The sequence below is a fragment of the Agriterribacter sp. genome (genome assembly GCF_035444585.1).
Classification (GTDB): domain Bacteria; phylum Bacteroidota; class Bacteroidia; order Chitinophagales; family Chitinophagaceae; genus Agriterribacter.
Map to the genome: position 1 here is coordinate 1 of NZ_DAOMOZ010000075.1, position 19,644 is coordinate 19,644.

The 19,644-nt window shown below is 42.8% G+C and carries 19 protein-coding genes and 1 tRNA gene; 6 read left to right on the top strand and 14 right to left on the bottom strand.

All coding sequences use genetic code 11. The features are described 5' to 3' along the window. Nucleotides 1-110 precede the first annotated feature (110 nt). Nucleotides 111-1,667, bottom strand: coding sequence for a hypothetical protein (locus PLH26_RS09980; protein ID WP_324585868.1), 1,557 nt, complete (start codon nt 1,665-1,667; stop codon nt 111-113). Further along, on the bottom strand, nt 1,654-2,217 hold the full coding sequence (locus tag PLH26_RS09985; RefSeq protein ID WP_324585869.1) for an RNA polymerase sigma factor: 564 nt from the start codon (nt 2,215-2,217) through the stop codon (nt 1,654-1,656). Before PLH26_RS09985 ends, PLH26_RS09980 begins: the two co-directional genes overlap by 14 nt. A gap of 131 nt (nt 2,218-2,348) precedes the next feature. Here PLH26_RS09985 and aat point away from each other — a divergent pair, with 131 nt between their 5' ends. Then, on the top strand, nt 2,349-3,005 hold the full coding sequence (gene aat, locus PLH26_RS09990) for a leucyl/phenylalanyl-tRNA--protein transferase (RefSeq protein WP_324585870.1): 657 nt from the start codon (nt 2,349-2,351) through the stop codon (nt 3,003-3,005). Between the two features lie 97 nt (nt 3,006-3,102). On the opposite strand, the gene PLH26_RS09995 is transcribed toward aat, so the two are convergent. The 3 genes from PLH26_RS09995 to PLH26_RS10005 all read right to left on the bottom strand — a co-directional run bounded on the left by PLH26_RS09995 (nt 3,103) and on the right by PLH26_RS10005 (nt 4,330). Beyond that, the gene (locus PLH26_RS09995; protein ID WP_324585871.1) at nt 3,103-3,510 is read right to left on the bottom strand and encodes a type II toxin-antitoxin system VapC family toxin; all 408 of its coding nucleotides are present in this window, start codon (nt 3,508-3,510) and stop codon (nt 3,103-3,105) included. An 11-nt stretch (nt 3,511-3,521) separates the two neighbouring features. Further along, nucleotides 3,522-3,785 (bottom strand): DUF6364 family protein, encoded by a 264-nt coding sequence (locus PLH26_RS10000; protein ID WP_324585872.1) that lies wholly within the window; start codon nt 3,783-3,785, stop codon nt 3,522-3,524. A gap of 158 nt (nt 3,786-3,943) precedes the next feature. Next, the gene (locus tag PLH26_RS10005; RefSeq protein WP_324585873.1) at nt 3,944-4,330 is read right to left on the bottom strand and encodes a hypothetical protein; all 387 of its coding nucleotides are present in this window, start codon (nt 4,328-4,330) and stop codon (nt 3,944-3,946) included. A gap of 271 nt (nt 4,331-4,601) precedes the next feature. Here PLH26_RS10005 and PLH26_RS10010 point away from each other — a divergent pair, with 271 nt between their 5' ends. Continuing rightward, complete coding sequence (locus PLH26_RS10010; protein ID WP_324585874.1) at nt 4,602-4,949, top strand: single-stranded DNA-binding protein; 348 nt, start codon at nt 4,602-4,604, stop codon at nt 4,947-4,949. A gap of 214 nt (nt 4,950-5,163) precedes the next feature. Here PLH26_RS10010 and PLH26_RS10015 read toward each other — a convergent pair whose 3' ends face one another. The 9 genes from PLH26_RS10015 to PLH26_RS10055 all read right to left on the bottom strand — a co-directional run bounded on the left by PLH26_RS10015 (nt 5,164) and on the right by PLH26_RS10055 (nt 14,986). Continuing rightward, nucleotides 5,164-6,621 carry a TolC family protein gene (locus PLH26_RS10015; RefSeq protein ID WP_324585875.1) on the bottom strand — a complete coding sequence of 486 codons (1,458 nt, stop codon included), beginning with the start codon at nt 6,619-6,621 and terminating at the stop codon, nt 5,164-5,166. A gap of 57 nt (nt 6,622-6,678) precedes the next feature. Next, entirely contained in the window at nt 6,679-8,031 is a 1,353-nt protein-coding gene (locus PLH26_RS10020) for an ABC transporter permease (RefSeq protein ID WP_324585876.1), read from the bottom strand. 25 nt (nt 8,032-8,056) lie between these two features. Further along, the gene (locus PLH26_RS10025; RefSeq protein WP_324585877.1) at nt 8,057-9,436 is read right to left on the bottom strand and encodes an efflux RND transporter periplasmic adaptor subunit; all 1,380 of its coding nucleotides are present in this window, start codon (nt 9,434-9,436) and stop codon (nt 8,057-8,059) included. Nucleotides 9,437-9,889: 453 nt separating this feature from the next. After that, the gene (locus PLH26_RS10030; RefSeq protein WP_324585878.1) at nt 9,890-11,071 is read right to left on the bottom strand and encodes a thiolase family protein; all 1,182 of its coding nucleotides are present in this window, start codon (nt 11,069-11,071) and stop codon (nt 9,890-9,892) included. A gap of 186 nt (nt 11,072-11,257) precedes the next feature. After that, nucleotides 11,258-11,346: transfer RNA gene (locus PLH26_RS10035), tRNA-Ser, on the bottom strand. Between the two features lie 50 nt (nt 11,347-11,396). Continuing rightward, nucleotides 11,397-11,672: an acylphosphatase gene (locus PLH26_RS10040; protein WP_324585879.1), complete on the bottom strand. Its 276-nt coding sequence runs from the start codon at nt 11,670-11,672 to the stop codon at nt 11,397-11,399. 73 nt (nt 11,673-11,745) lie between these two features. Further along, nucleotides 11,746-13,179: a chromosomal replication initiator protein DnaA gene (gene dnaA, locus PLH26_RS10045; RefSeq protein ID WP_324585880.1), complete on the bottom strand. Its 1,434-nt coding sequence runs from the start codon at nt 13,177-13,179 to the stop codon at nt 11,746-11,748. Between the two features lie 138 nt (nt 13,180-13,317). Further along, a complete protein-coding gene (locus PLH26_RS10050; protein ID WP_324585881.1) occupies nt 13,318-14,253 on the bottom strand; it encodes a bifunctional metallophosphatase/5'-nucleotidase in 936 nt (311 codons plus the stop codon). Beyond that, nucleotides 14,243-14,986: a 5'-nucleotidase C-terminal domain-containing protein gene (locus PLH26_RS10055; RefSeq protein WP_324585882.1), complete on the bottom strand. Its 744-nt coding sequence runs from the start codon at nt 14,984-14,986 to the stop codon at nt 14,243-14,245. The genes PLH26_RS10050 and PLH26_RS10055 overlap by 11 nt, the downstream gene beginning before the upstream one ends. A gap of 117 nt (nt 14,987-15,103) precedes the next feature. Here PLH26_RS10055 and PLH26_RS10060 point away from each other — a divergent pair, with 117 nt between their 5' ends. The 4 genes from PLH26_RS10060 (at nt 15,104) to PLH26_RS10075 (ending at nt 19,557) form a co-directional block, all read left to right on the top strand. Then, entirely contained in the window at nt 15,104-15,484 is a 381-nt protein-coding gene (locus PLH26_RS10060; RefSeq protein ID WP_324585883.1) for a DUF3127 domain-containing protein, read from the top strand. 49 nt (nt 15,485-15,533) lie between these two features. Then, entirely contained in the window at nt 15,534-17,117 is a 1,584-nt protein-coding gene (locus PLH26_RS10065; RefSeq protein WP_324585884.1) for an NAD(P)/FAD-dependent oxidoreductase, read from the top strand. A 144-nt stretch (nt 17,118-17,261) separates the two neighbouring features. Next, a complete protein-coding gene (locus PLH26_RS10070; RefSeq protein WP_324585885.1) occupies nt 17,262-18,206 on the top strand; it encodes an ABC transporter ATP-binding protein in 945 nt (314 codons plus the stop codon). Nucleotides 18,207-18,246: 40 nt separating this feature from the next. Continuing rightward, complete coding sequence (locus PLH26_RS10075; RefSeq protein WP_324585886.1) at nt 18,247-19,557, top strand: ABC transporter permease; 1,311 nt, start codon at nt 18,247-18,249, stop codon at nt 19,555-19,557. Nucleotides 19,558-19,644 lie beyond the last annotated feature (87 nt).

The window sequence follows — 19,644 nt, forward strand, 5'->3', positions numbered from 1 at the left end:
ATAGAAAATATTAATCATCAACCTTTTACACCGATGTAACTGCAATGTGGGTTAATTATTTTATATGCTGCCGCAATGCGCTTACAGGAAGAAATAAAAAGCCGGTATTTTTATTTTTTGAACAGTACCCATTCCGCTTTCAGACCTGTATACATAAAATGCTGATCCGGGTTTACGGAAGGCTTGAGCAGGTTGGTGAGATTATACTGAACAACAGGCCCTATATAAAGTGGACGGCGGCTATTGGCAAAGAGTTTAGCTGAGATCCCCGCATATATGCCCGCGTGCATTTTATTGAATAAGGTCCTGTCTTTATAATACGACCCCGTTTGCCCGTGATAATGCACCGCGGTTGTATTTGCAAGCCAGGAAAGAGATAATCCTCCGTTTAACAATAAAGGAAATTTGGCAGCTTTATTTAACTGCCATTCTACCCCTGCAGGTATTTCAATAAAATGATAGCGGTTGGTATAATTGATGTTTTCCCTGCCAACATAATACCCTGCATAGCTGGCATTTGCGTCATTCTGTGTGTTGCCCAATGCAAGCCGGTAGTTGTTGATATCATTGCCCACTGCCCTTTTGGTTGAATAATAACGGTATTGCAACCCGCCTGTGATCGCCAGCCGGGAAGTAACTTTCCATTTTGCAAACGCCCCTGCCTGCCAGGCCATGCCGCTTTTTACAGGAGAAGCAGGGGGTGGCAGCGCGGCAACCATACTGTTTTGCCCGGTAAGGAAACCAATATTATTTGTCATATTGGGCGCATTGGGCAAGGCATTAAGGAGCGATTTTTCGGCACTGGTGTTGCCAAAAAGGTCAGATAAGCCATCGCCGACTGACGACATCCCGGCCCCGCCGGAAATGCCCCATTCCCAGGCCTTCTTTTTTGCCAGCTTAACCGGAGCTTCGGGAATATTTCCTTTTGCAATATCATTGAGTATTTTCTTTGTTTCAATGCCCGGAAGCAGGGAAGAGCCTTTCTCAACGGATTGTAGCACACCGGTAAGGGGTGTGGATACCAAATTTTTATTTATAGAATTAAATGGCTCAAGCCCGTTGGTATAAGTCATGTTTTCTTTCCTGCTTCCCGGTATTGAATGAGTGGCTTCATTCTTTTTCCCGGCAATGGCATTGTGGTTACCGGCATTATCAGGCACTGGTAATTGAACAGCAGGCTGAACCCGTTGTTTTGTATTATCCAATGCCTGAATGTTTACCGGTGACTTCACGGAATTGCGTTGTCCGTTTGAAGCATGAGAACCAGAACCTGAACCGTCGTTATTTAAATTGCCACCCGCTGCTTTGTTACCGGCAGATGGCGCTACCTCAATATTTATTTTTTGCTGGTCTGTTTTTGAAATGTCATCAGTGTTTTCCGGAACCGGGCGACTTTCCTTTGAAGAAATATCCCTGTTATCATTTCCGGGAACGGGAGCTGTTTTTGTAATATGGTCTGATGGCAGCGGATTATCATTATTTTGCAGCAGCCAGTATCCTCCGCCGCCCAGAAGAAGCAGTGCCAGGGGAAGCCATGCAAATGCTCTTTTACGGCTCTTACCTTTACGGATCCGATCGCTCACTTTGGGCCAAACTTCTGCAGACGGCTTCAGCCTCATATCATTAAATAGCTGTTGCACCTGCTTTTCAAAATCATTTTCCGGCATAGAGTCCCAGTTTAGATTCAACAGAATGTTTTTCTATCCAATTGATCAGTAAATTTCTTGCCCTCATATACTGAGAACGGGAAGTACCTTCATTTATCCCCAGTATCTCTCCGATCTCTACGTGTGTGTATCCTTCAACAGCATGCATATTAAATACAGTTTGATAGCCTGTTGGCAATTGCCTTACCAAATTTGCCAGCTCTTTTGCCTGCATATATATCTGCGGGTTGTCTTCCGATACAGGGTGGAGCACAGGGTCTGTAAATGAGAGGTCGTACTGGTATTTGCTGTTCTGTTTAAGATAGTTGATCGCTGTGTTCACCATAATGCGTCTTATCCATGCGCCCAGTTCCCCGTCGGAACGGTACTGGTGTAAATATTTGAAAACCTTTACAAAGCCTTCCTGTAGTACATCTTCCGCATCTGCAAGGGATTTGGTATAGCGATAGCATATGCCAAGCATCTGCTCAGCATACAAATCGTACAATTGTTGCTGGGCCGTAGCTTTTCCCTTCAGGCAATCTTTTACTAATTGTTGATAGTCAGTCATCCGGTTCTAACATTCTGTCTGACAATGCTACTATATAAACCGTTGCACAGCGCCATATTTTATTTGAACGGAAATAATTACATGAAGACCTGCTATTTAGCTATATATCCTTTCTGCCTATCTTCGCATCAATGGCCCTGTTCGCATTACAAGGAGAGCTTATTTTTCCGCCTGTTCACCTCGCAGAACCGGATGGGCTGCTGGCTATGGGCGGAGATTTATCAACAGAAAGGCTTCTTTTAGCCTATCGCAGCGGCATTTTTCCGTGGTATGAGGGAGATATACCCTTATGGTGGTGCCCCAACCCCCGGTTTGTGCTTTTCCCCGGAAAGCTGAAAGTGAGCAAAACCATGCGGCAACTGATCAAAAAAGAGGTTTTCCGTTTTAGCACGAATACCTGTTTCCGTTCGGTTATCAGGGGGTGCAAAACCAGTTTGCGGAAAGACCAGCCTGGCGGCACATGGATAACAGATGAAGTGGAGGAAGCATACTGCCTGCTCCATGAAAAAGGGTATGCGCACAGTGCCGAAGCATGGATGGGTGATGAACTGGCAGGTGGATTGTACGGTATAAAACTGGGTAAAGTGTTTTTTGGAGAAAGCATGTTCAGCCGCCAAAGCAATGCCAGTAAATTTGCGTTCATCCGGTATGTAGAACAATTAAAGCAGGAAGGGATTGACTTAATAGACTGTCAGGTGTATACGGCACATTTGGAAAGTTTTGGAGCAGAAATGATAGCGAGAGAAATCTTCATGAAAAAGCTGGGGCAGCTTTTGCCGGCAGGATAAGGCCGGTTTACCGGACACAACAGCATCAATGCCTGCATTAGGTTTCGTAAAATCCAGGAATGAACCGAATGAAGTCAAAACCGTGCTGCGAACGCTATTAACGCGGACCATATCTTATCAGAAAGGCTTCCGGCGTTAAAACCCCGATCTCCGCAAAATAAAAATCGTTCAGGTCATTGGTTATAATATGTTCGCAACCGGCATGCAGGGCGCAATAATATTGCAGAGCGTCCTCAAAATCGTGGGCCTGCTTATTCTGAACAGCCATTTTTGCTTCCTTTTCCCCGCAGTCTGCCACTTCAATATGTTCCAGCAGCAGCGCTATTTTATTGCGGGCCAGTGAAGTACCGTGCTTTTTTTCGGCAAAATAAAAAGTAATGGCCAGGCATACGGAAGACGTGATCAGAGTGAATTCCTTATACCGGGTTAAACTCAACAATCTTGCCGTATAAGGAAAGAGGGGATATTCTTTATTTAAGACAGAAACGAGAATATTGGTATCCAAAAAAATACGCATTATTTTTTCTTTCTGCTTTCGTAGAATGTTGCTTTAAGCTTTTTGTTGCTTTTGGGCCTGGTGATATATTCGGCCTCACCCTCCGAAACCATGCTCACCCACTCATCAACAGGGAAATCTTCAATATTGTTATAGCCACCGCTGGTAAGCTTGCGAAGTAAGATTTCTGTAAGCCTGCTAAGGCTGATCCCCTGGCCTTCTGCATATTCTTTTGCCTGCTTGATGATTTTTGCATTAAAGCTTAAGGTGACTTTAGCATCCATAAACCCGGTTTTACTACAAAAATAAAAAAATAATACGTATAAATATAAAATTAAAAAATTAGTATTTCTTCAATCCGGTAATCCGCCGCTGGTATATGTTTCGGAAGGACTCCCTGTTAGGGGGGGCAATGCAATATTCATCAGGCTGTTTGCATAACCTAAGATATATCATCGTATTTGTCGCGACTCATCAGCAGGCAATAATCGTGTTCAATGGAAAGATAGCCATATTCATAACAAAAAAAATAGGTTAACCCTTTTTTGGTCGTATAGGTATGCGTGATAAACTGGAAATTAAACCCCCTTTCAGCAAGCCTTTTCTTAGGAGCTTTGGCTATTTCTTTTCCATTCGGGATCAATGTTTCCAGTATCTGCCTGTTCTTGCGCAGAATGGTATTAACGTTGCGAACAAAATTGGAAGTTTGGCTGTAGCGTTTGTTGTTGTGGGCGTTGCGGCACCAGTCGTCACAGAATTTTTTATCAATCCTGCCTTTAACCGGCTTACCGCAATAGAGGCAATAAACCTGTTGCGGGGTGTCTGTCATAAGTTGCATTTTGGAAGTAACAAAAAAGTGTTTCTCAATCTCCATTTGGGGGAGACCACGATAAAATTAAACTTTTACATTAATATTCAGAAAGAAATACACCCCTGTTTATCCGTTTATAAACGCTTATAAACGACTATAATCGGTTTTAAACGACTATTTACCGGCTAAGGCTTCCCGCAGGTGCATCTTTGTACGGTAAAAAAGGGAAAGCGCTTTCAGAACCCGCAGAAAGGAAATACAATTTAAAAACAATTAAAAACGCAGTATTATGAACGCTCTACAAAACAAGGTGCAATTGATCGGCAATTTAGGCAATAACCCGGATGTACGGAATACAGAATCGGGAAAAAAAATGGCAAGGGTATCTATTGCTACCAATGAAAGTTATCGCAACGCAAAAGGCGAAACAGTAAAAGAAACGCAATGGCATACCGCTGTTGCGTGGGGCAAAAATGCAGAAGTAATAGAAAAATACCTGACCAAAGGCAGCCAGGTAGCCCTTGAGGGGAAACTGGTTACGCGCAATTATGTAGACAAAGAAGGTATTAAGAAATATACCACAGAAGTGCAGGTAAATGAAATATTACTGCTGGGCAGTAAGAACAACGGGAAATAAGCCCTCATCTGTTAAGGAGGCTGTCTTCAAAGGAACAAACTGTGTCACTAATACGCCAAGACACAGGTTTTATTTTTGTGGCTTAGCGGGAAGTTGCGGTAAAACAAAACATTACCTTCCGGACGGCCTCTTTTTTACAGAAAAGAAACATAAGGATACATACTATAAGGATACATACTAAAAGCATTTTAAGTTGCTGTTGGTATGGGTTCCCTTAGTTGCTGATCGGCAGGTTCTTTTCAAAATCATACAGCGTTACCCGGCGAATGTCGTAATAAGACTGCCAGTATTGCTGCAGCATCCTCACATAATCTACTACGGCATTGTCTTTGGCTTCCTGCGCCAGCCCAAGATCAGTGATGCTTATTTTACCCAGTATATACCTGTTCCTTGCCACTTCATACCTTTTTTGAGCAATAGTATCACTTTTAGCAGATATCATTAATGCAGATTGCAATTGCATGAATTGATTGACCGTGTTTTCAATTTCAAGCTCAAACTCTTTTTTCTGAAATGCGATCCCGGCCTGCGTAGATTCTAAATTGGCCTTGCTGGCAGCAATATCATGCCTGCTTCTTCCAAATCCAAATAAGGGCAGCGAGTATCCAATATTCACCTGCTGGAAATCCAGTGGGTTTTGATAAGCTCCCGCCAGTGTCATAGCAGTTTGATTCAGTCCATAACTGAGCCTTATATTGCCGCTTGCAAAAGCGTTCGACTGGCTTTGTCTTACTTGCCGTCTGGCATTGTTCTCCTGTAAATCAAAACCCAGCATATCACTGCGGTTACTTTTGGCCTCTTCAACAGCAAGCTTCATGTCTACCGAAAATACAGGGGCATCTGTTACCGGCACCAGCTCAAAATCGGTGTTGCTGTCCAATCCCAAAAGATTAGCCAGGCGCTTTGCATTTGCCTGCACATTCACCTCTCCCTGGGTTACAGCATTGCGGGCATTCATCAACTGCAGTTCAACCTGCAACAATTCATTTTCTGCTATGCGTCCCACATTAAAACGACCTGTAGAAATTTTATACAGGGTATCATTCACCTGCACATTCTGCCGGGCATTGTTCAGCACCATTTCAGATACATATAAATCGAAATAAGCTGCCGTTATCTGGCCGGATAAATTTTCATACAATTCGATCTGCTGCTTGGTCGCCTGCTTCATCCGGAGCTTCTCCTGCTCAAAATTCCATTTCACTGTATTGAACAAACTCAAAGGCTGAACGATCCCTATCTGGAAAGGAGCCGTTTGCCATTGCCGCTGGTCGAGCCCCGTGCCTTTGTTGGTAAACAAATTGGCGCCCGATGAAACATATATATTACCGCCGGTCCAAAAAATATTTTGGGTTACAGTAAGATTGCTGCCCAACAACGAACGTCTTACGGACTGCACTTTATAAGAGCCGTCCGGCTGAACAATATTCAGCAGGGACCGGTCGTAAGACGGCAATGTTCCATCCAGACTCAGTTGGGGTTTTAAAGAAGCTTTAAAAGATTGGTAACGGTGCACATAGCTGCTGTAATCGGCCTCAATTTGTTTTGCAAGTAAGCTTTGCCCTCTTGCCACTCCTACGGCTTCCTGCAATGATAAAACCATTTTCTTTTGCGATGCAGCAGGCTGGCACAGGCATGTCAGCGCAACAATAAGGAATAAAACAGGTTTCAAGTATATGGTATTTTATGGTTTGGAAATCGGCTTAAAAAAGAAGTCTTTTACCCTGCTTTAATCTGATCTCAATGATACAACAGGATCACTCTTTGCAGCGCGCCTGGCAGGTAATATTCCGAATATTAAACCTACCGCTATGGATATGGTAAATGAAATGACGATAGACTCAGGAGATATAATAGTTTGTATCCCTGTTGTGCTTTTTATCAGCAAACTGGTGGTAATGCCCAGTACAACGCCAATTAAGCCTCCCGTAACACTTATGCTCACCGCCTCTCCCAGAAATTGCATAACAACATCTTTTTTAGTTGCGCCCAGGGCCAGGCGTAAGCCAATTTCACGGGTTCTTTCCAGCACAGATGCAAGCATGATATTCATGATGCCTATGCCTCCCACGATCAATGAAATAGAAGCAATAATGGCCAGCACTACATTAAAAAGGGATTTTGTTTTTTGTTCCTGCTTCAATAAAAGTTCCGGCACCACAATTTCATAATCCTCAACCTGCTGGTGACGTCTTGAAAGCAGGCGGGATAACACTTCAACAGTTGGCATCATCATTTCACTTTTTGCAACGTGCACCACTATCCTATCCAACTGATTGTAGTTAGAAGGATCCTGATTTCTCCTGTTGCGCATCCTCCTTATTTTTTCGGTGGTTACCAGTGAACGGTTGCTGTAGCGGATAAGCATGGTATTAACAGGAAGGTAAACTTCATTGTTCAGATTGCGAACAGACAGCTTCTCCATATCTTTCGCATCTACATGCTTATCGCCCAGAACCCCTATGATCAACAGCCAGGTATTACCGCATTTCAGGTATTGGCCAACAGGGTCTTTACCGGCAAAAAGCTTTGTTTTAATGTTTCGTCCTATGATACAAACAGGTTCTGCATTTTCCATTTGCTGGTCCGAAAAAAAGCTGCCGTCAAAAAGAGTTGCGCCCGTAGTTTCAAAATAGTAATTCGTAACCCCGATAAGCTTGCCATTCATGTTCAGTCCATCAAACATGAACTGTGTTTGCAATTCGATTTCGGGACTCACAAACTTCACTGTGCTGATATTACGCATAATGTCATCCGCATCAGACATGCTCAAGCCCGGCGAAAAATTTTTTTTATCCCTGCTTTCTTTATTGCCGGAAGCCGTGGAATTATCGGAAGATTCGGCATCATCATTTTTTCTGGACGGATCATCCATCCTTGATTTGATAATTACATTGTTGGAACCCACCTGCTTGATCTGTTCCAGTATTTCTTTTTCCGCTCCTTTACCAATGGCCAGCATGGCAATAACAGAAGCTACGCCGAAGATTATACCCAGGGAAGTAAGTACAGCCCTCATCCTGTTTTGGAATAAGGCCCGGATACCAATGTCAAAATTGAATAAGATTCGTTGTAATCGCATACCGGCTGAAATGGTTTATGAAATGTCAATTCACAATAATGATCCCGTCATTGCCACCCCCACCCTGGTTTTTGTTTTCTTTGCCAGCCTGCTCATTCAATCGCCTGGCTTCTGCAGAATCAATGCTGATCAGTTGCTTTGGCTTTATTTCCGCAGTAGAATCCGGCTTAAACATTTTCAAACCGGTTGTATCAGACGGCAGGTTGTGGTAAACCTTGTCGCCTTCCTTCAGCCCGTTGGTAATAAGCGCATTGCTTTCATTAACCGTATATACTTTTACATATTGCTTTATCAGTCCGCCATCCATTCTTTTAAAAATAAAGCTCCCGTTTGCATCATTGTATATCGTTTCCAGCGGCACCTGCAGCGCATCTTTATATTTTTCTGTTGCAATTTTGCAGCTTACCGTCATAGCGGGTTTTAGGATAGGATCCTTGGTAAGCACATCAATGAGCACTTCAAAAACCTTCGCATCGCTGTTGGGCTTTTCTTCACCTATATTGGCAACGCTTTTTACAATGCCTTTTAATTTTTTATCCGCGGCGGCATCCAATCCAATATCAACCGCCTGCCCCACTTTTACTTTTTGTATATCCACCTCATTTACATAAGTAAGCACCTCCATTTGCGTAAGATCCGGCAACGTTGCCAGTGTAGGATTCCACAGTTCAACAAGGGTACCTACCGTTTTTTTTTGCCCGTTCCAGTTCTTATCATATACCAGCATCCCGCTTTTGGGCGCGCTGATGGTAAGCTGGCTTAAAATGCTGGTGAGCCCTTCCATATAGTTTGTTAGTTGCTGAAGGTCTGACCCCAGTATCTGCATTTTGGTTTGGGTTTGAATTTGCTTGGTTTTGTAATTATCCTTCTTTTGCCGGAGGGTCCTTTGGGCCTTTTCGTATTCTAACTGCACTCTTTTTATTTCAGCAGGGGCTTCATACCGCGACTGCTCCTTTTCCAGCACCTTTTGTTCAAGGTCGAACCCAAGGTTTACTATTTCATCGCGGAGCGTTCTTAGTTCCATCATTGTATCAAGCGAAGCCTGCTTTATTTCAGCATTTTTTTTGTCTATATTCAACTGCTGGTCTTTTATTTTGGTCAGCACATCCGAATTATCCAGCGACACAACAAACGCTCCTTCCTTTACCAACGTTCCCTCAGGCACCATGTCTGCAATTTTGATCTGGTAAATGCCCAACTGGCGTAACTTTGTAGGCGCCGATATCATGGTCATGCTTTTGGAGCGCAACTCTCCGGTAGTGAGGATATTCACTTCAAAATCATTTTTCTTTACTTCAAGCAGTATGTCGTTATTTATTTTTGTATCGCGGAAGAAAACCGCGTAAGCAGTGGCAGATAATATCAACAGTATGCCTATTGATATAAGAATTCGTTTGATGGTCATACAAAGATTTCGCTTGTTAGAGGATCAGATATAATAAAACTATAAATTTAGTTTATTTATACCATCAATTGCGTGTTAAATAAAACAAAAAGAACTCCCGACAAGATGCAGGAAAATCAAAATTCCATAAAATTATTTTCTCCCAAAGAAGAAAAGTTATAAGGATTTAAAATTTGAGATCTAAAATTTGAGATTACATTTCACTTCGAACTTCGGGCTTCCGCATTCGATTTTTAGTATTTGAAATTTATATTCTCCCGGCGAACAGGCTTGATGCCTGTTATTTGGTGCTTAGAGATCGGGGGGCAGTTGAATTATTTCTGATTTTTGATTTGTTGATTTCTGATTTTGGATTATCGTGTATTCCTTCGGATTTAAAGCTTAAGGACTTCGGATTTAAATTTTTCCGGCCTGGGTTCTTGTTTTTGGGTTTTCCTGGTGCTTTTTTTCCTTCTACTTCACATTTTCAATTACCATAGCGCTGGCGCCTCCCCCGCCGTTACAAATACCTGCGGCGCCATATTTTCCATTGTTTTGTTTGAGCACATTAATAAGGGTAACTATGATCCGCGCACCGCTTGCCCCCAACGGATGTCCAAGTGCCACCGCCCCGCCATGTACATTTACCTTTGCGGGATCCAGGGCCATTCTCCTGCTGTTTTCAATACCCACCACGCTGAATGCTTCATTCAGCTCCCAGTAACTGATATCCTGCATTTTCAATCCTGCCTTCGCCACTGCTTTAGGCACTGCAATGGAAGGCGTGGTAGTAAACCATTCGGGTGACTGCGCTGCATCCGCATAAGAAACGATCCTGGCAACAGGCTTCAGTCCCAGCTCCTCCGCTTTTTCTTTACTCATTAATACCAGCGCGGCTGCACCATCATTTAAAGTGCTTGCATTGGCTGCTGTTACCGTTCCGTTTTTCTGAAAAGCGGGGTTAAGCGAAGGTATCTTATCAAACTTCACATTAAAAGGTTCTTCATCTTCTGAAAATATAACCGGATCTCCTTTGCGCCTGGGCACTTCCACGGGTATTATTTCATCGGCAAAACTTTTTTTCTCCCAGGCCTGCTGGCTGCGCCTGTAACTTTCTACAGCAAATGCATCCTGCTCCTCACGGCTGATTCCACATTCACCGGCACACAATTCCGCTGCATTTCCCATAGCCTTACCATCGTATACATCTGTTAAGCCATCTTTTGCCAAACCATCTGTCAATACAGCATTGCCATATTTATTTCCCCAACGCAAATGCTCCGCATAAAAAGGCGCATTGCTCATACTTTCCATGCCGCCTGCCACTACAATATCAGCATCGCCCAACGCTATACTTTGAGCAGCCAGTGCAATTGCTTTCATGCCGCTGGCGCATACTTTATTAACAGTAGTGCAATTTACTTCATCGGGTAATCCCGCGAATATCGCGGCCTGTCTTGCGGGAGCCTGTCCCAGGTTGGCCTGCAACACGCAGCCCATCAACACATCCTGTACCTGTTCGGGACCAATGCCTGCTTTTTGTAAAGCGCCTTTTATAGCTGCAGCGCCCAACTTTGTAGCTGATATATCTTTTAATGAACCACCGAAACTGCCGATTGGAGTACGCACCGCGGAGATAATGACAACTTCTTTCATATAACTATTGAATTTAACTGTTCAAAGATAGCTAAAGAACAGCATTGTTATTAAGACGGCGCAATGCGGGCGCATTAAGGCCGAACAAAAAACAAACCATACAAAAGATGCGAGCTTATCAAAGATGAAGAAGCTGTTTTAAAAGAAAAAAGGCTGACTTTTATTGTCAACCTCATAAACAAGCTGCGGTGAGGGCGGGATTCGAACCCGCGGTACAGAGTTACCCGTACGGCAGTTTAGCAAACTACTGATTTCAGCCACTCATCCACCTCACCTTTTGCTGAAGGACGGCAAAAATAGGGTGAATCATCAAAAAACCCAAATATTAAAAACGCATTACGCTAAAATTTTTATAGCCTTTTACTATTCCTTCTGTCACGCTTACTCCTGTCACTTCTGCCCGCGGTGGCCCGTAGTGGCACCAGGCGATCAAAGCCTTCACAGCCTCTTCATCGCCTTCAGCTATTAATTGCACAGAGCCGTCCGGCATATTCTTTACCTCACCTTTAACGCCGCACTTTTCCGCCATTTCCCGGGTGCTTCCCCTGAAAAACACACCCTGCACTTTTCCTGTTATCATCACAGCTCTGTTTATGATCATACCATCCGGCTTTAATTTGTTAAAATAAAAAACCCCGAGTTATCACGGGGTTGCTATTGATCTTTAATATTTTTTACATGGCCGCCAGTTGTACCTTCTGCTGCAATTCCACTACGCTCTCCCTGAACAATCCATCGGTATCCATAAGATCCTTTACTGTTTGACAGGAGTGAATAACGGTAGTGTGATCTCTCCCTCCAAAATGTTCTCCAATTGTTTTTAAAGAATTTTTTGTGAACTGTTTGGCAAGATACATAGTGATCTGCCGCGCCTGCACAATTTCCCGCTTACGGGTCTTTTGAAGAAGCCGCTCATACGGAAGATTAAAGTAATCGCAAACCATTTTCTGAATGGTTTCGATCGTGATCTCCTTTGAAGATGTTTTTACAAAATTTCGCAGCACTTTTTTTGCCAATTCAAGGTCTATTTCCCTTTTGTTGAGCGAAGACTGTGCCAAAAGAGAAATTAAAGCTCCTTCCAGCTCTCTTACATTGCTTTGAATATTATAAGCAATGTACTTTACAACTTCCTTCGGCATATCCAACCCGTCATTCTTCATCTTCTTTTCGAGGATGTCCATCCTGGTTTCATAATCGGGCAACTGCATATCAGCGCTCAGCCCCCAGCGAAACCTGCTGAGCAATCTTTCCTGTACACCTTCCAGATCTTTGGGCGATTTATCGGAAGTAAGAATAAGCTGTTTACCGCTTTGATGTAAATGATTAAAAATAGCAAAAAGCGCGTCCTGTGATTTTTCAGCCCGGTTAAAAAACTGTACATCATCCACGATCAGAACATCAATCATCTGGTAAAAATGAATGAAATCATTGATGGCATTATTGCGGCTATGATCCTGGAACTGGTTAATAAACTTCTCGGAACTTACATACAACACTACTTTATGCGAATGGATGCGTTTCACTTCATTACCTATGGCCTGCGCCAGGTGAGTTTTTCCTAATCCAACGCCTCCATATACCACCAGCGGATTAAATGAGGTAGAACCGGGTTTCTCGGCAACTGTTTTACCTGCCCGCCGGGCTACGCGGTTGCAATCGCCTTCAATAAAAGAATCAAATGAATATATGGGATTGAGCTGCGAATCAATTTGCATCTTTTTCAACCCCGGAATTACAAAGGGATTTTTTACCGGATTATTTATGACCAAGGGGAAGTCCATTTCATTATTGGAATACGTTTTAAAACCATGTCCCGGAACATCCATGGTGAGGGGTTTGTTTTTGTCGTTGCCGCTATCCACCATTATACGGTATTCCAGCCTTGCTTCCTTTCCTAATTCTCTTTTCAGCGTCTTCGCCAATAAATTTACATAATGCTCTTCTAAATATTCATAAAAAAACTGGCTGGGAACCTGTATGGTTAAAATCTTATCTTTTAACCCAACCGGTTTAATAGGTTCGAACCATGTTTTATAATGCTGCCACTCTACAATATCTTTAATAATGCCAAGACAATTGAGCCATACTTTATCATGCGTTTTATCCATTATCCGTAAAGCAGTTTATATATTGAATTAAGAATATTACATCTGAAAAGTTGTCCGTTTTTTTGATGTGTATAACTCATCAAAAAAAAGTAGGGCAGGGCGGCGAATATCAACATTTCCTGTTGAAAAAAAAATTTTTTATTCACTTGATTTTTCCCCAATAACAACAGTGTGAGCGTTCGCCAAATTTTTACTTTTATTCTTTTCAAAAACAAAATCAAGTCTGCCCAATACTATACCTGCCCAACCTACCTGGTTAACAATAACATCGCCTCCTGATTTATTTTTATAAACAGCCGGTTTATCCATAAAGGTATGTGTATGCCCGCCAATAATAAGGTCAATATATTCCGTTTCTTTTGCTAAAATTTCATCGCTCATCCTGTTGCGCTCCCTGTACCTGTAGCCTAAATGCGACAAACAAATAACCATATCACAGCCTTCCTTCTTTTTTAAGTATGCGGCGGTGGCATTTGCATGCTCAACCGGATCAAGATACAGGGTGTTGCCGTACAATGCATCCGGCACCAATCCCTTCATTGCTATGCCAACGCCTGTAACGCCAATCTTAAGTCTTCCCTTTTTAAATATTTTGTACGGAACAGAGCGATGTTCCATCGGCGTATTCTTAAAATCATAATTGCAGAGCAATACAGGAAAACCGGCATACTGCAATTGCGTGGCAAAATTTTCCAGTCCTGCATCAAAATCATGATTACCCATAGTAGCGGCATCATAGTTCATTTTGCTCATGGCCTTTATTTCGGGTTCGCCTTTGTAAAAATTAAAATAAGGTGTGCCCTGGAAAATGTCACCCGCATCTAATAACAATACATGCTCTTCCTGCTTTCTTACCGAGTTTATTATTGCTGCGCGGGCCGCCACACCTCCCAGCCCTGCATTACGGCTTCCATCCATTGGAAAAGGCTCTAACCTGCTGTGCACATCATTGGTATGTAAAACAGTAAGCCTTTGCACAGATTCCGCATCACCGGCCCATGCGTAGCCCGGTGATGCCAGCGTTCCCCCGGCAATAAATGCAGATTGTTTTAAAAAATTCCTTCTATTGAGCATAGCTTACGCGGTTTTCTATTTTTGCATTAACTTCTTTTCCTGCTTTGTTCCGTTTGCTGAAATAATCAATAAAAGCATCTCTTACAAGGTAACCTGTTATTGTTGCCGGAACAGCTTTCAGCATATCACAATTATCGCCACCGTTGACAATATAGTCCGAATTAACAATATTGTAATAAGCATTTGCATTTAAAGGCTTCTCTTCTATTAGTACATCAGTAGCTTTATTGTCTTTTATTTTCATTGTTAATCCTGCTACCGGCCATCCACCCTTTGCAGCCGTAAGGTCGAGGAACTCCTGTAATATATTTCCTTTTACCTGTTGCAATGCCACCAGATTGTCAAATGGCATTACTTCATAGATATTGCCAACCGATACCGGGCCCTTTGCAATGTATGCCATTCTTATGCCTCCCGGGTTTAAAAAAGCTGCATCTACAGGAACATTGAATTTTTCAGCAGCCATTTCCAATAAGGCATCTGCCAAAAAATTGCCCAGGGTGCCTTCAGGTTGCTTTTTTTGCAATGCAGTTTCTGCAACTGCAATAACGGTATGCATGCTTTTATGCACGCTATCGCTGTAAGGTTTTAAGAACGCTGCAATACCCGTATCCGTTTCACCTGGATTTTTAATGCGATAGTCCGCATATTGAACCGATTGTGGCTGGTAAGAAAGCTGGCAGGATGCTATAAAAATGAAGATCAATACTGGTACGGAAATATTTCTTTTCATTTGTACAGCTTTTCGCTTGCTTGCTGGAAGGTAAAATTTTTTTATGCAAAAACAAAAACAAAATTTCAAAAACATCAGTGCATTATAACTGCTACATTTGTCTTTCAATTATTTAAAATGAGTTACGAACTAACCGGCAAATTGATTGCCAAATCAGACACTGTACAACGCACCGCAACATTTAAAACCCGTGAATTTGTGATCGAAAAAACGGAAGACATTGGTGGAAGGATGATTACCAATTATGCCAAATTTCAATGTGTGCAGGACAAAACCAGCATGCCCGATCGTTTTACGATTGGTGAAACGGTGAAAGTATATTTCAACATAAAAGGCACCAAATGGGAAAAGAACGGGCAGGTGAACTATATAACCAATCTTGATGCCTGGAGAATGGAAACGATCAATCTGCAGCAGCAGGAAGCCGTTACCACTACAAATGATTACAGCACCAGCGAAATCCCCTCTCCCGATGCCGGGGATGACCTGCCTTTTTAAACAGGCAATAACTAAAAATTGAGTTTTAGGATAAACACCTGACCTCTTTATGCAAAAAAACATTGTGCTTCGCCTGCTCCCTTCGGAGGCTGGCACCGAATTCGTTATTAAAGAACGTATTGCTGCGCATACCGGTGTTACACCGGGGCAGGTTTCAGGATTTCATATACTCAAAAGATCCATTGATGCAAGGAGCAGGCAGGTATGGATAAACCTTACCGTTCATGCATTTATCAATGAGCCGTTCCGGCAGCGGGCATCGCTCAGCTTCCATTTTAAGGATGTTAGCCGGGCACCTCAAAAAACAGTTATCATCGGCGCCGGACCGGCAGGCTTGTTTGCGGCTTTGCAACTGATAGAAAAAGGCATTCGTCCTGTTGTACTGGAAAGAGGCAAAGATGTAAGAGCAAGAAGAAGAGACCTTGCGATCCTGAACAAGAAAGGCATCGTAAATACCGAAAGCAATTATTGCTTTGGAGAAGGCGGTGCAGGCACGTACAGCGATGGTAAATTATATACGCGCAGCAATAAGCGTGGCGATGTGAACCGCGTACTTAACCTGTTCGTTCATTTTGGCGCAGAAGAAAATATTTTATACGATGCACACCCGCACATCGGCACCAATAAGCTTCCTCATATTATTGCCGCAATGCGCAAAACCATAGAAGATTGCGGCGGGATATTTTTGTTTGAAAAAAAAGTAGTTGATTTTGTTATTGAACATGATGTTCTGAAAGCTGTAAAAACATTCGATGGTAATGTATTTGAAGCAGATGCATTTATATTGGCCACAGGGCATTCGGCAAGGGATATATTCAGTTTATTACACCAAAGGAAAATACGCATCGAATTAAAGCCTTTTGCTTTGGGTGTGCGTATCGAACATCCCCAGCAACTCATTGATCAGATCCAGTATCATTTGCCGCTCAACATATCCTCTTCCCAAGCCGGCTCCGCTGATCTTCCACCTGCCTCGTACAGTTTGGTAACACAGGCAAATGAACGCGGGGTATTTTCTTTTTGCATGTGCCCCGGAGGCATTATCGCACCTGCATCTACCAGCCCCGGCGAGCTGGTGGTAAACGGATGGAGCCCGTCGAAACGAAACAACCCTTATGCCAACAGCGGTATGGTGGTTACGGTAGAAGAAAAAGATGTGCAGGCTTTTAAAAAAAACGGGGCGCTCGCGGCCATGTATTTCCAGCAAAGCATAGAAAGAAAGGCTTATGCAGCAGGCGGCGGGCAATTTGTTGCACCTGCACAGCGCATGGTCGATTTCACAAAAAATAAAGCATCTTCTACCCTCCCGCGCTGCTCGTATTTACCGGGAGTAGCCAGCGCATCGCTGGCAGATGTTCTACCCGGATTTATCTGTCGCAGCCTGCAGGAAGGGCTTATTGCCTTTGGTAAAAAAATGAGAGGTTATTACAGCAATGAAGCCATTGTTGTTGCCACGGAAAGCCGTACTTCATCGCCGGTTCGTATCCCGAGAGATGATATTTCTCTCAATCATCCGCAGATACATAACCTGTACCCCTGTGCTGAAGGAGCCGGCTTTGCCGGAGGGATCGTTAGCGCAGCAATGGATGGCGAGAAAGTAGCAAATGCTATATCGGGAAAGTTTAAGATTTGAAATTTGAGATTAACCAGATCCACCAAATGCACCCGATTTCTTTGCAGTACCAAAACTTTTTAGAATCTTTATGTCTTCTTTGCCACTTATTAATTTCTTTTCATACCTCTGTAACAAAATTAACCTGGGGCAACCCATACATATATGCAGAACATTTTAGAAGTTCACCAGCTCAAAAAATATTTCGCTACTCAAAAAGCAGTTAACGATGTAAGCTTTACCATAGAACAGGGCTCCATATTTGGTATGCTGGGGCCCAATGGCGCCGGCAAAACCACTTTGCTCAGGATGATCACCGGTATTTTTTTCCCGGATAGCGGTTCTATCATTTTTGAAGGAAGAAAATTTGACGCGATAAATGATATTGTCCGGATTGGTTACATGCCCGAGGAAAGGGGATTGTACAAGAAAATGAAAATTGGCGAGCAGGCCCTGTACCTTGCCCGGCTAAAGGGATTAAGCAAAGCCGAAGCCATGGAAAAGATCCGGTACTGGTTTCAACGTATGGAAATGGAAAGCTGGTGGAATAAAAAAGTACAGGACTTAAGCAAGGGCATGAGTCAAAAACTACAATTCGTTACCACCGTGCTCCATGAGCCGAAACTTATTATTTTGGATGAGCCTTTCAGCGGACTGGACCCCGTGAATGCCAATTTAATTAAAGATGAAATATTCAGGCTGGCAAAAAACGGCAGCACCATAATTTTCAGCACACACCGCATGGAACAGGTGGAAGAGATCTGCAACCACATTATACTTATCAATAAAGGACATAAAATATTGGATGGTTCCGTAAAAAATGTAAAGCAGGAGTTCAAGGAAAATCTTTTTCAGGTTGGCTTTGAAAAGAAGGCCGGCACCATCAGCAGCAATACCATTTTTGAAGTAACCGGCGAAAAAGGACAGGGACTGATCTTAAAGATCCATGAAGGATATAAGCCTCACGATGTATTGCAGCATCTGCTTGCACAGGGCCACGAGATCATATCTTTTAATGAGATACTCCCCTCTTTAAACGATATTTTCATCAGGCTTGTGGAAGGAACCCCGATGGCCAGAGTATTTCAATCGATCAACACTTCAGCATAAAACCAACACATTCAGAATACTTATTACAATACCGCACTTTATGAACAAAATCAGGCTGATCATTGAGAGGGAATACATGACAAGGGTAAAAAGGAAATCTTTTTTGCTCACCACCCTCCTTGTGCCTTTGGTGATTGTAGGTTTCTATGCCATTATTATAGCAGTATCCATCAGCGGTGAAAGCAATACACAAAGGATAGCTGTTCTTGATGAAGCCAATCTGTTCAATGGTGTAATAGAAACGGGAAATAATGACAAATCAACCTATACCTTCATACAGGATGAAACGGAGCAATCTTTTAAGAACAAATATAAAAAGGAAGGATACAGCCTGTTTTTATATATACCACCGTTAAATGAAACTGATCATGCACAAATAAAAGTGCACAGTCAGTCGGCCGTAAACCTGTTTGTAAAGTCGGCCCTGGAAAAAAAAATCAATGCGGCGATTGAAAAAAAACGACTGGTCGCCGCAAACATTGACCCCGAAATATACAAAAATATCAAAGCCGATATTGAAATCGAAAATGCCATTGATTCGGGCAAAGGTGAAAAAAGGGGCGTTGCAGGCGTTGCATATGCTGTATCATTCATAGCAGGCATTCTTATTTATATGATATTGCTGATATATGGCACTATGGTAATGCGGGGTGTAATGGAAGAAAAAACAAACCGCATTGCCGAAGTAATAGTCAGTTCTGCCAAACCTTTCCAGCTCATGCTCGGAAAAATAATTGGAATAGGCGCAGTTGGGATAACCCAGTTTGCCATATGGATCGTAGTAATGGGGCTGCTGCAGCTCATTATCCCTTTGCTTTTCCCCGATGTATTCAGCCAATTGTCTGATCCGGCAATAAGAGCAGCGGCAACGCAGCAGGTAAATTCGGGCAAACTGGGTATTATTTTTCAGGGATTGCATTCGCTTCCCATCGGGCTGATCCTCTTTTGTTTTATTTTTTATTTTCTGGGAGGATATCTATTATACGCTGCTTTGTTTGCAGCCATCGGCAGCGTGGTGAGCGAAGATCAGCAGGAAGCCCAGCAATTGGTTTTTCCCGTAATGATGCCGCTCATCCTGGGCTTTGTTATCATGACCAAAGCCATCAATGACCCCGACAGTGGTATCGCTGTATTTGGAAGTTTATTTCCACTTACATCTCCCGTTGTTATGATGGGCAGGATAACTTATGGAGTTCCATGGTGGCAATTGGGGCTTTCCATGCTTTTACTGGTATTGTCTTTTTTGTTTTTTACCTGGATCACCGCAAAAATTTACCGCACCGGCATTCTGCTCTACGGCAAAAAAGTTACCTGGAAGGAAATGTGGAGATGGCTTGTAAGAAAGGGGTAAGCAGAAATTTTTGATTTGTTGATTTTTGATTTATATTAAACTACCACCTGCAAAGCAGGTGGATTTATGGGTAAAGCCATAGGCTAA